General features: G+C 64.3%; 6 protein-coding genes. All 6 read right to left on the bottom strand.

The annotated features are described in order from the left end of the window. Window positions 1-842, bottom strand: an 842-nt coding sequence (urtC, locus tag Q0D45_RS00565) for an urea ABC transporter permease subunit UrtC (RefSeq protein WP_293387210.1), incomplete at its 3' end; no start/stop codon positions are given. Continuing rightward, window positions 842-2,515: an urea ABC transporter permease subunit UrtB gene (gene urtB / locus Q0D45_RS00560; protein ID WP_293387208.1), complete on the bottom strand. Its 1,674-nt coding sequence runs from the start codon at window positions 2,513-2,515 to the stop codon at window positions 842-844. The genes urtB and urtC, both read right to left, overlap by 1 nt. Window positions 2,516-2,689: 174 nt before the next feature. Next, window positions 2,690-3,961 carry an urea ABC transporter substrate-binding protein gene (urtA, locus tag Q0D45_RS00555; RefSeq protein ID WP_293387206.1) on the bottom strand — a complete coding sequence of 424 codons (1,272 nt, stop codon included), beginning with the start codon at window positions 3,959-3,961 and terminating at the stop codon, window positions 2,690-2,692. A 48-nt stretch (window positions 3,962-4,009) separates the two neighbouring features. Next, window positions 4,010-5,134, bottom strand: coding sequence for a porin (locus Q0D45_RS00550; RefSeq protein WP_293387204.1), 1,125 nt, complete (start codon window positions 5,132-5,134; stop codon window positions 4,010-4,012). Between the two features lie 206 nt (window positions 5,135-5,340). Continuing rightward, complete coding sequence (locus Q0D45_RS00545) at window positions 5,341-6,231, bottom strand: response regulator transcription factor (protein WP_293387202.1); 891 nt, start codon at window positions 6,229-6,231, stop codon at window positions 5,341-5,343. A 2-nt stretch (window positions 6,232-6,233) separates the two neighbouring features. After that, complete coding sequence (locus Q0D45_RS00540) at window positions 6,234-9,641, bottom strand: ATP-binding protein (protein ID WP_293387200.1); 3,408 nt, start codon at window positions 9,639-9,641, stop codon at window positions 6,234-6,236. Window positions 9,642-9,664: the final 23 nt, after the last annotated feature.

The raw sequence follows: 9,664 nt of genomic DNA, 5'->3' as shown, positions 1-9,664 counted from the left end.
CCGGCGATGCCGGCGAGCATCGCCGAGAACACCCAGATCCACAGCTTGTAGGACTCCACCTGATAGCCGATGAAGCGGGTGCGGCCTTCGGCGTCACGGATGCCCTGCACGACTCGTCCGAGCCTAGACGCGATCACGTAGCGGCAGCCGATGTAGCCAACGGCGAGCGCGATCACCGTGGTGATGAACAGCGCCACTCGCATGCCGGGCGTCTTCAGATCGAAGCCGAGCAGTTCCTTGAAATCGGTCAGGCCGTTGTTGCCGCCGAAGCCCATCTCGTTACGGAAGAAAGCCAGCAGCAGGGCGAAGGTCAGCGCCTGGGTCATGATCGACAGATAGACGCCGGTGACCCGCGAGCGGAACGCCAGCCAGCCGAAGCCGAGCGCCAGCAGGCCCGGGATCAGCACCACCATCAGCAGCGCCACCGGGAAGTGGTTCATGCCTTCCCAGAACCAGGGCAGCTCGGTCCAGTTCAGGAACACCATGAAGTCCGGCAGGATCGGATTGCCATAGACGCCGCGCGGGCCGATCTGGCGCATCAGATACATGCCGATCGCATAGCCGCCGAGGGCGAAGAACGCGGTGTGGCCGAGGCTGAGAATGCCGCAATAACCCCAGACCAGATCGACCGCGATCGCCAGCAGCGCGTAGCACAGGTACTTGCCGAACAGGGTGACCGTGTAGGTCGACAGGTGGAAGAACGAGCCTTCCGGAATCAGCAGGTTGAAGACCGGCACCGCTACCGCTGCGATCAGCAGCAGCAACAGCAGCACCTGCCCCCCGCGGTCGGCCTTGAGGGCCGGGATCAGTACACCTTGCCCCTTCATCGATTGCGTGCTCATTAGTGGCCCTCCGCGGCGCGGCCTTTCTGGGGAAACAGGCCCTGTTTGCGGCGCTGGATGAACAGGATGATGAACACCAGCATGGCGATCTTGGCCATCACCGCACCGACTGCGGGTTCGAGCAGCTTGCCGGCCACGCCCAGGGTCATGCCGCCGATCACCGTGCCCCAGAGATTGCCGACGCCACCGAAGACCACGACCATGAACGAATCGATGATGTAGCTCTGGCCGAGGTTGGGGCCGACATTGGTCAGCTGCGAAAGTGCGACGCCTGCGACACCGGCAATGCCGGAGCCGAGGCCGAAAGTGATCGCATCGACACGATCCGAATTGATGCCCATCGAACGTGCCATCGCCCGGTTCTGCGACACCGCACGCACCTTCAGGCCCAGCGAGGTGCGGCGCAGGATCAATTGCAGTGCGGCGAACACCACCATGGTGAAGACGACGATGTAGAGGCGGTTCCAGGTCAGCGACAGCGCATCGTTGATCACCCACTGGCCGCTCATGAACTCCGGCGTTGCCACCGAACGATTCAGCGGCGAGAAGATCGACCGCACCAGCTGCTGCAGGAACAGGCTGATGCCGAAGGTCGCCAGCAAGGTTTCCAGCGGCCGGCCGTACAGGAAGCGGACGACACCACGTTCGATGGCGATGCCGACCAGGCCGGAGACCACGAAGGCCGCCGGAATCGAGATCAGGATCGAGGCCGCGAGATGGGTCGGCATCAGCTGCTGCACGACGTAAGCGGTGTAGGCACCGATCATCATCAGCTCGCCGTGCGCCATGTTGATCACACCCATCACGCCGAAGGTGATCGCCAGGCCGATGGCGGCGAGTACCAGCACCGAGCCGAGGCTCAGGCCGAAGAACAGGGTTTCGATGGCACTGAAGAACTTGCGCTTCAGGGCGATCGACGAGATCGCCACCGAGGCCGCGCTGCGGACTCGTTCATCGGGCTCGTTGGCTTCCTCGCGCAGCGCTTCGAGCTTGGCCAGGGTTTCGCCATCGAGCGCACCGGAAAGCACGTTCACCGCCGCCAGCCGGGTATCGGCGCTGTCCGAAGTCAGATCGGCGTAGGCCTGGCCGGCAGCGATCGCTTTCAGCACGGCCGGGTCCTGCTCGGTCTTCGCCTGTTCGCGAAGCATGGTCAGGGTCAGCTCGTCCGGCGCGCGGAGCATTTCCTGCACCGCCGCGAGGCGTACCGCGGCGTCGGGGTTGCCGAGCTTGAACGAGGCCAGGGCGCTGCGCAGCAGCTTGCGCAGGTTGTTGTTGCTGCCAATCTTGGTGAAGCCTTCGGCGGGTTCGCTGCCGGCCGTGGCCATGGTCAGCGGATCGGTCAGCTGGTAGTTCGCTTCCGCTTCCGCGGTGATGAACACGGCGCCATCGGCGTCGCGCACATGCAGATGATCTTCGAGCCAGGCCGTCAGTACAGCGGCCGTGTTCGGGTTCTTGGTTGCCAGCAATGCTTCGAGCAAGGCGGTGCGTTCGCTTAAAGACGCGGTGCCGAGCGCGCGGATGACGTCCGGATACGCGGTCGGCGCAGCCGGCGCCGCCTCGGCGGTGGTCTCTGCGGCAGCGTCAGCAGCCGGCGCGACCGCATCGTCTGCCTGCAGCGGCAGGCTCACGGCAACGATTGCCGCCAGCAGGCATCGTCGCAGCGGCAGTCGCATGAAAAATGGGGGCAGCGGAATCATCGCGGGGATGCTCCTGAAAAGAGGGTGACGACAGGGGATGCAAAGCAAGCTCCGGGCCGGGCCAATTCCGGCCCGGAGCGTGCCCCCAGCAGTGCTGCCTGCTTCGGGTGCAGCCCGGCGCTCAGTGCCTGAGCGCCGGGCTGCGAAGACTCAGTTCGAGCACTTCTTCAGCTTGGTGTTGTAGTTGCCGCACTTGAGCGCGACCCAATCGGATTCCAGATCCTTCGAGCCGTCGAGGAAGTCGGACCAGGCGTCGCCAGGGACTTCGGCCTTGGTCTGCCACACGGTTTCGAACTGGCCGTCTTCCTTGATCTCGCCGATGTAGACCGGCTTGGTGATGTGGTGATTCGGCAGCAGCTTGGCGGTGCCACCGGTCAGGTTCGGCACTTCCAGGCCCGGCAGGGTGTCGATGACCTTGGTGGTGTCGGTGGTGCCGGCCTTCTCGACCGCCTTCACCCACAGGTTGAAGCCGATGTAGGTCGCTTCCATCGGATCATTGGTGGTGCGCTTCGGGTTCTTGATGTACGTCTGCCAGGCCTTGATGAAGGCGGTGTTGGCAGGCGACTTGACGCTCTCGAAGTAGTTCCAGGCGGCGAGATGGCCGACCAGCGGCTTGGTGTCGATGCCCGACAGTTCTTCCTCGCCCACCGAGAACGCGACCACCGGAATGTCTTCGGCCGAGATCTTCTGGTTGCCGAGTTCCTTGTAGAACGGCACGTTGGCATCGCCGTTGATGGTCGAGACCACCGCCGTCTTCTTGCCCGCCGAACCGAAGGCCTTGATCTTCGACACTTCGCTCTGCCAATCGCTGAAGCCGAACGGCGTGTAGTTGACGATGATGTCTTCGGCCTTCACGCCCTTGGCCTTCAGATAGGCCTCGAGAATCTTGTTGGTGGTGCGCGGATAGACGTAGTCGGTGCCTTCGAGCACCCAGCGCTTCACCTTGAGATCCTTCATCAGATAGTCGACCGCCGGAATCGCCTGCTGATTCGGCGCCGCACCGGTGTAGATCACGTTCTTCGAGGATTCTTCACCCTCGTACTGCACCGGGTAGAACAGCAGCGAATTGGACTTCTCGAACACCGGCAGCACCGACTTGCGCGACACCGAGGTCCAGCAGCCGAACACCACGGAGACCTTGTTCTTGTCGATCAGCTCGGATGCCTTTTCGGCGAACAGCGGCCAGTTCGACGCCGGATCGACAACCACGGCTTCGAGCTTCTTGCCGAGCACGCCGCCCTTCTTGTTCTGCTCCTCGATCAGCATCAGGACAGTGTCCTTCAGCGTGGTTTCGGAGATCGCCATGGTGCCGGACAGCGAATGCAGCACGCCGACCTTGATGGTGTCGTCGGCAGCCTGTGCGGAAAAGCTCAGCGCTGCGGCAGTGGCCAGCAGTGCCGTCTTGATCAGATTCATCTTCATCGGGTGATCCTCTGGTTACGAAATGGAGAGATGTTCAGGAGTGGGCGTTCAGATCTGGATCTGCACGCCAACGCCGATCTGGGTGGTGTCCGGCAGGCCGGCGTCGAGCTTGGTGTCCTTGTAGAACAGCGAGAGGCGGGCATCGAAGGTCTTGATCAGATAGTTGAGGTTGAATTCCATCGTCGTCTGCTCGTATTCGGCAGTGGGGGCTTCCTGGAGGGGGAGGAGCTGGGCGTCGTTGAAGCGCGCGGCGCCGTATTTGGCGAGCAGCTGGACCTTGCCGATACCGACCTGCTGCGGGAACAGGTAGGCAGCGAGGCCGTACCAGCCGTTGGAGTCGATGTAGCTGCCGTTGAAGCCGCCGTAGCCGCCCAGTTCGTCGTAACGTGCGGCTTCCGCTTCCAGGGTCACGACGCCGCCGTTCGGCAACTTCTTTTCCATCAGCCCGTCGAGCGTGTAGGCGTGCTTGCCGGCCGAGGTCTGACCAGCGAGGCCGACCGACAGCAGATCCTTGGCGCCGTAGTAGGTGCCGTTCAGGTAATAGCCCGGCTCGGCATCCCAGAAGTTCAGCTGGACGCGGCCGGAGGTCAGCACTTCGCCTTCGCCGAAGGTGCCCGGCGCATCGAACAGGCCGAAGGAAACCTTGGCGATGCCGAAGGTGCCCCAGTAGGCGACGCCGTTCTGGCGGCCCTGGACGATGCCCGGATAGCCGTCCTGCACGCCGTCCTCGTAGACGTTCCAGTTGCTGGCGTAGAACGGGCCGTAGAGGTTGGCGCGGTCGGTCGGCGCCAGGAAGCGGCCGGCCCAGATGTTGAACTTGTCGCCGAACTCGAAGCGGGCCACCGCGTCCATCACCTGCAGATCGCTGCCGGACGAGTAGTCGGTGTTGAACATCAGCTTGATGTTCTCGGTCACCGAACCGCCGATGTAGAGACGAGCGTTGTTGACATTGAAATCGTTGATGGTGTTGCTGCCGCCGCTCGGATTGGTGCTTTCGAACTGGGTGCGCAGACCGGCGCCCAGACTGATCGGCGGCAGTTTCAGATCGGCCGCCTTGACCGGCGCGGCGCAGATCGTGGCGGCTGCGGCCAGCGCGCTCACGGCAGTGAGCTTGAGCATCGTGTTGTTCCCCATTCCCTTGTGCTGCCCCTTGTTGTTGGTCGTCGCTTTCATCGTGTAACTCCCCTGGTTAAGTGTTGAACTGGGATTGCCTGTATCGAATCGCGGACATAGCTCCGCCCTGCCGGGTCGACGTGACCCCGCTCTGTCGCTTGCCCCCACTACTTGCCCTGATCCGGTGCGTCTGCTGCTCTCTTTCGAGAGCCGCGCACCGTGTTGTTGCTGCTCCTTTTCTTGTCTTTAGCTGGTCGTGTCGTTCCTCAGTTCGGCACGACGCCAAGGCGGCTGCGGTTCAACGCGACGGTGGCTGCAGCCGTCCGCGTTTCCACACCGAGCTTGGTGAAGATGTGTTCGAGATGCTTGTTGACCGTGCGTGGGCTCATTTCCAGCACGCCGGCGATTTCTGGATTGGTCTTGCCCAGCGCCACCCAGTACAGAACCTCGGCTTCGCGCGCGGTCAGCGGCAGCAGGCGCATCAGCGCATCCGGCTCCGGCACCGCTTCGTGGCGTTGCACCAGCAGGCGGCGCTCGCCGAGCTTCGAGAACGCCAGCCGCTGGCCATTGCCCTGCAGGCTGAAATTGGGCGAGGCGCCTTCGCCGATCGCCAGCCAGCGCAGCAGCGCCTCGGGCAGACGGTGGTCGGCCGCGCAGACGCCGGCCAGCCAGCTGCGCGCGAGTGGTGTGGCCCAGTTGACCCGGCCGACATCGTCGATCGAGACGATGGCATCGCCGGCCGCATCGGAAGCCGCCTGGGTCTCGGCAACCAGCCGCGCATTGCGCAGATGTGAAGCGATGCGGGCGATCACTTCCTGCGGCCGGATCGGCTTGGTGATGTAGTCGATGCCGCCGGCCTGGAAGCCGCGGACGACGTGATCGGTATCGGTGAGCCCGGTCATGAACACGATCGGGATCGGCCGCGTGGCGAGATCGGCCTTGAAGCGGCGGCAGGTTTCGAAGCCGTCGACGCCGGGCATCATCGCGTCGAGCAGGATCAGATCCGGCGGCTGCAGGCGCGCGCTTTCCAGCGCGGCAAGGCCGCTGGTGGCGACACGGACCCGATAGCCGGCGCCGTCGAGTGCGTCGTGGGCGACGGCGAGATTTTCCGCGACGTCATCGACGATCAGGATGGTGGCCATGGCATTGCTGTTCATCTTCATTTCGCTTCCGCGCCCAGCGCGCGCAGGTAGTCGCTGAGCTGGAAGGCTTTCACCGAGTTGCGCAGGCGTTCGGTCTGCTGGCGGTAGCGGGTGTCGATGCGATCGATCTCGTCGAGCTTGTCGAGGATGCCGCGCACATGGCCGAGCGCACCGAGATCGCGCAACGGTTGCACCAGGTGTTCGGGCAGCGGCGGCTCGTTGCCGTCGATGTTCGGCGCGCCGGCGATCCAGACCAGATTCAGCGCGGCCCGAATGCGGCCGAGCAGGGTGGTGACGCTGACCGGCTTGAGCAGATAGTCGCGCGGCGCGATGCCGGCGCCAGCGTCTCTCCCGGACTCGAAAGCATCGGCCGAGATGACGATGATCGGCAACTGCGGCTCGCCACGGCTCTCATGATGAGCCCTCAGCAGGCGCGCGGTTTCCCAGCCATCGATGCCCGGCATGCCGATGTCGAGCAGCACCAGATCGGGCCGCACGTGCGGCACCATGCGCAGCGCCTCTATCCCGGAAGCCGCTTCGCTGAGCTCGAAACCGAGCGGTTCCAGCACGTTGAACAGGAAGCGGCGATCGACGGCTTCGTTGTCGACCACCAGGATCTTCCGGCGCGGGCCGGCATAGCCGTTGATCTCCGGCATGGTCGCCGGCAATGCCGCGCGCGGCTCGCGCACTTCGGGCAGGAACAGGCGGATCTCGAAACGGCTGCCGGTGCCGGGCGTCGATTCCACCGTCATCTCGCCGCCCATCAAGCTGGTCAGCATCTTGGCGATCGTCAACCCTAAGCCGGTGCCGGTCTCGCCACGCGCCGAAGCCATGCTGCCGCGCTCGAACGGCTGGAAAATGCGCTCGATCTCGTCGGCCGGAATGCCGATGCCGGAGTCGCGCACTTCGAAGGTGGCGATGTCGCCGCGCCAGCGCAGCCGGAAGTTGACGCCGCCGGCTTCGGTGAACTTGACCGCGTTGCCGACGATGTTGATCAGGATCTGGCCCAGGCGCTTCTTGTCGGCACGAACCACGGCCGGCACCTTGCCCTGCTCGTCGTACGCGAAGTTGATGCCCTTGTTGTGCGCCTGCAGCCGGAACATGCCGACCGTCTGGTTGAGGAATTCCGGGAAGCGCAGCTCGTCGATCTCCAGCGCCAGCTTGCCGCTTTCGATGCGGGCGATGTCGAGCAGGCCATCGACCAGCGACAGCAGGTGATCGCCGCTGCGGCGGATCACCGCGACGGCATCGCGGCGGTGCACCGGAATCGAGGGATCGTGATCGAGCATTTCGGCGTAGCCGAGGATCGAGTTCAGCGGCGTGCGCAGCTCGTGGCTGATGCCGGTGACGTAACGGCTCTTGGCCTGGTTGGCGCGATCGGCGGCGAGCTTGGCGGCCTGCAGTTCGATGTCGGTCTTGCGATGGGCATCGATCTCGTGCATCAGCAGCGAGGTCTGGCGGTTCGATTCTTCCTGGGCGACGCGCCGGCTTTCGCCGTTGAGCACCAGCCACCAGCAAAGCACGGCGGCGATCACCACCAGCACCGCGTACAGCTTCAGGAAGCCGGAACCCAGTGCTTCGTGCAAGGCCAGATTGCTGGCCACCAGCAGCGAGGATTCCTGCACCCAGATCAGCGCCAGCGCGCCGGTCAGTACGCCGGTGACGATGGTCAGCAGCAGCAGATAGTGGCCGAGCCGCGAATCCAGCCGCGCCGAGACGACCTTCGGCAGCAGCTTGGCCAAGGTCGCGGCGATCTGCTCGCGCAGGCTTGCGCCGGGCTTGCAGGCGTCATGGCAGCGGGCGTCGAGCGAGCAGCACAGCGAGCAGATGTTGCCGCGATAAGCCGGGCACAGCGCCATGTCCTCGCGTTCGTAAACCTTCTCGCAGATCACGCAGCGGTGTTCGGCGGCAGCTTTCAGCGACGCGTCCGGCTGGCGGGCGAGGTAGTAGCGGCCTTGGGTCGCGTAGGCGATCAAAGGTGCGCAGACAAAGGCGGTGACCAGGGCGATGAACGAGGAGAACGCTTGCGCGAGCGGCCCGAACACGCCGGTGAACGCGGTGATCGACAGCACCGATGCGATCAGCATGCTGCCGACGCCGACCGGGTTGATGTCGTACAGATGCGCGCGCTTGAACTCGATGCCCGGCGGGCTCAAGCCCAGCGGCTTGTTGATGACCAGATCGGCGACGATCGCGCCGACCCAGGCGATGGCGACATTGGAATAGAGCCCCAGCACCTGTTCCAGCGCCTTGAACACGCCGAGCTGCATCAGGATCAGCGCGATCGCGACATTGAACACCACCCAGACCACCCGGCCCGGATGGCTGTGGGTGACGCGGGCGAAGAAGTTCGACCAGGCCAGCGAGCCGGCGTAGGCGTTGGTGACGTTGATCTTCAGCTGCGACAGCACTACCAGCAGGGTCATCGCGCCGAGCGCGACGGCCGGTGAATCGAACACGTAGCCGAAGCCGATGCGATACATCTCGGTCGGCTCCAGGGCATTGGCCTGAGGCACGCCGGCGCGCAGCGCGATGAAGGCGAGGAAGGCGCCGCCGATCAGGCGGATGGCGCCCATGCCGATCCAGCCCGGGCCGGCGAAGATCAGCGAGGCCATCCAGCGCTTGCGGTTGTGCTGGGTCTTCTCCGGCAGGAAGCGCAGGAAATCCACCTGCTCGCCGATCTGCGTGATCATCGCCATCAGCACGCTGGCGGCCGCACCAAACTGGATCAGCGAAAACGCCGTGCTCCCGCCTGGTGCAGCGAAATCGGGCAGCTCGCGAGCCAGCTCCGGCGCCTTGACCATCACGAAGATGAACGGCAGCACCAGCAGCACCAGCCACAGCGGCTGGGTCCAGGCCTGCAGGCGCGAAATCAGGGTGATGCCGTGGGTCACCAGCGGGATCACCACCAGCGCACAGATCAGATAGGCCGGCGTCAGCGGTATGCCGAAACAGAGCTTCAGGGCCAGCGCCATGATCGTCGCTTCGAGCGCGAAGAACAGGAAGGTGAACGAGGCGTAGATCAGCGAGGTGATCGTCGAGCCGATGTAGCCGAAGCCGGCGCCGCGGGTCAGCAGGTCCATGTCGACGCCGTACTTGGCGGCGTACCAGCTGATCGGCAGGCCGGTCAGGAAGATCACCATCGACACCGCGGCGATCGCCCAGACGGTATTGGTGAAACCGTAAGACACCAGCAAGGAGCCGCCGATCGCTTCCAGCAGCAGGAAGGAGATCGCACCGAAAGCGGTATTGGCAACCCGGAACTCGCTCCACTTGCGCGCCGAGCGCGCGGTGAAGCGCAGCGCGTAGTCCTCCAGGGTTTCGTTGGCCACCCAGGTGTTGTAGTCGCGACGGATCTTGATGATCCGCTGCTCCTGCGGTGCTGCACTGGTGGTGGATGGCGAAGTGGTCGGGGAGGGGCTCATGGCCCGATTACGGGCGCAAGAAC

This window comes from Nevskia sp., assembly GCF_023266035.1.
Classification (GTDB): Bacteria; Pseudomonadota; Gammaproteobacteria; order Nevskiales; family Nevskiaceae; genus Nevskia.
This window is presented reverse-complemented; position numbering and strand designations above follow the sequence as displayed.

Coding starts and splice junctions, on each gene's coding strand:
- Q0D45_RS00550 (WP_293387204.1), bottom strand. CDS start 5,134: ATGAAAGCGACGACCAACAACAAGGGGCAGCACAAGGGAATGGGGAAC.
- urtB (WP_293387208.1), bottom strand. CDS start 2,515: ATGCGACTGCCGCTGCGACGATGCCTGCTGGCGGCAATCGTTGCCGTG.
- Q0D45_RS00545 (WP_293387202.1), bottom strand. CDS start 6,231: ATGAACAGCAATGCCATGGCCACCATCCTGATCGTCGATGACGTCGCG.
- Q0D45_RS00540 (WP_293387200.1), bottom strand. CDS start 9,641: ATGAGCCCCTCCCCGACCACTTCGCCATCCACCACCAGTGCAGCACCG.
- urtA (WP_293387206.1), bottom strand. CDS start 3,961: ATGAAGATGAATCTGATCAAGACGGCACTGCTGGCCACTGCCGCAGCG.